The organism is Arthrobacter sp. AQ5-05 (assembly GCF_003287975.1).
In the GTDB taxonomy this organism is placed as follows: Bacteria; Actinomycetota; Actinomycetes; order Actinomycetales; family Micrococcaceae; genus Paeniglutamicibacter.
This window is the reverse complement of sequence record NZ_QMKQ01000069.1, coordinates 1-1,790: the sequence shown is the minus strand read 5'-3', so window position 1 is coordinate 1,790 and position 1,790 is coordinate 1. Positions and strand designations below refer to the sequence as shown.

The following is a 1,790-nucleotide window of genomic DNA, read 5'->3' as shown; positions in this document are numbered from 1 at the left end:
CCTCGCCCCGCCGGCCCCGCGGCACACACTGGTGGCATGGAAACACGCCAGCTCATCGACGCCCTCACCACCACCGGTGGCGAGCCGGGACACCCAGTGTCGCCGGTTGATAAGCTGCGCCTGCTGGCAGCCCTGGAATTGCGGGCCGCGGACCTGGCCGCCGAACTGGCCGCCGAGATCACTTCCCCCACCCAGGCCGCACTACTCGCCCACACCGTCGAACGCGCCCACCAGCGCGGCGAAACCACCCAGCTGCGCGCCGCCCGCGCCGCCCAACGCACCCTCGTCCAGGACCTGGGCCCCGGGGCCCTGGATGCGGTGCGTTCCATCGCCGCGGACCCGGCCGCGTTCATCGCCGGGCACCGGGACCTGCCCGCGGACCCCGCCACCGTCCCGACCGGCATCATGCCGTTCAAGGACACCGCCGGCTTCCTGGAACACGACCTGCGCATCCCCCGCGCCGTTGCCCTCCACCGCCTGCACGCCGCCAATGCCCTGCTGCCGGGCACCGATGTCCACGGCAACACCGTCGGACCCCGCTACCCCAGGCTCGCCGAACAGCTGGAGTCCGGGGCCGCGCGCCTGGGACCCGTCTCGGCCGCGGCCCGCCGGCTCGACAAGTTTTCCCACACCATCGCCCGCCAACCCGGGCCCGAGGACCTTGCCGCCCGGATCGAGGAGAAGGTCGCCGGCTCCGTGGCCGCCGGCATCCCGAAGGACACCGCCCGGCTGCTGGCGGGCATCGGCGACGAACTGGACCAGTCCCCCGACGCCGGGGCGCCCTCCCCGGAGGAGATCCGCGAGCGGACCGGCATCGTCGTCACCAAACGCACAAGGCACTACACCCACTTCTCCGCCTGCATGCTCAACGCCGACGCCGAGGTCTTCCTCTCCCACTTCGCCGCCGCAGACAACCCCCGGACCCTGGCCGGAAACCGCCAGGGGCTCGCCGCCTCGGCCACCGGCATGAACCCCGCCGCCGGGAACGGCACGGGGAACGCGGGCACCGCAACCGCCGACGCCTCAGGAAAAGGCACCGGGAACCCCGGCAAGGCACCGGACGGCCAGGTGCCCGGCCCCGACCCGGGCACCGAAACCGCCCCCGCGGCGGCTCCCCCGGACGGCCCGGACTGGTTCACCCGCCCCGCAAACGCCGAAACCTTCCCGGACCCGGACCCCGATTCCCCTCCGGGACCCGGCACGGACGGACTCACCGCGGCCCAACGCCACCTCCAGGTGCTGCTGAACCTCATGCGGGCCCCGCATGCCGCCCCGCCCCGGGGCACCGCCGGGTTGCCCACCGCCCAACTGGTCATCCACTGCCGCCTCGAAACCCTTCTGGGCCTGGCCAAGGGCAACGGCTGGAGCGCCCACGGACTGGAAATCCCCATCGGGGAGGTCCGCCGGCGGCTGGCCACCGACGGAGTGATCCCGCTCGTGCTGGGCGGGCAAAGCGAGGTCCTCGACGTCGGGCGGGAAATGCGCCTGGCCAACGACACCATCCGCCGCGCCGTCCTGGCCCGCGACGGTGGCTGCTTCTACCCCGGCTGCAGCGTTCCGCCCGAACACCTCGAGATGTGCCACATCGACGGCTGGGCCGCCGGCGGCGGCACCAGCGTCGCCGGGCTGACCCCCGGCTGCGCCTGCCACCACCACATGGCCGACAACGGCCTGCTGCACTTGCTCGTCCACAACGGGCTCCCGCACGTCCTTTTGCCCCGGCACCTGGACCCCGAGCAGATCCCCCGCCGCAACTCCTACTGGCCGCAAAACCAAACCACCCTCTTCTA

At 73.1% G+C, this 1,790-nt stretch carries 1 protein-coding gene; it reads left to right on the top strand.

Features of this window, described 5'->3' with window-relative positions; translation table 11 throughout:
- Positions 1-36: 36 nt before the first annotated feature.
- A partial coding sequence (locus DQ353_RS21000; RefSeq protein WP_146755370.1) for an HNH endonuclease signature motif containing protein occupies positions 37-1,790 on the top strand: 1,754 nt, incomplete at its 3' end.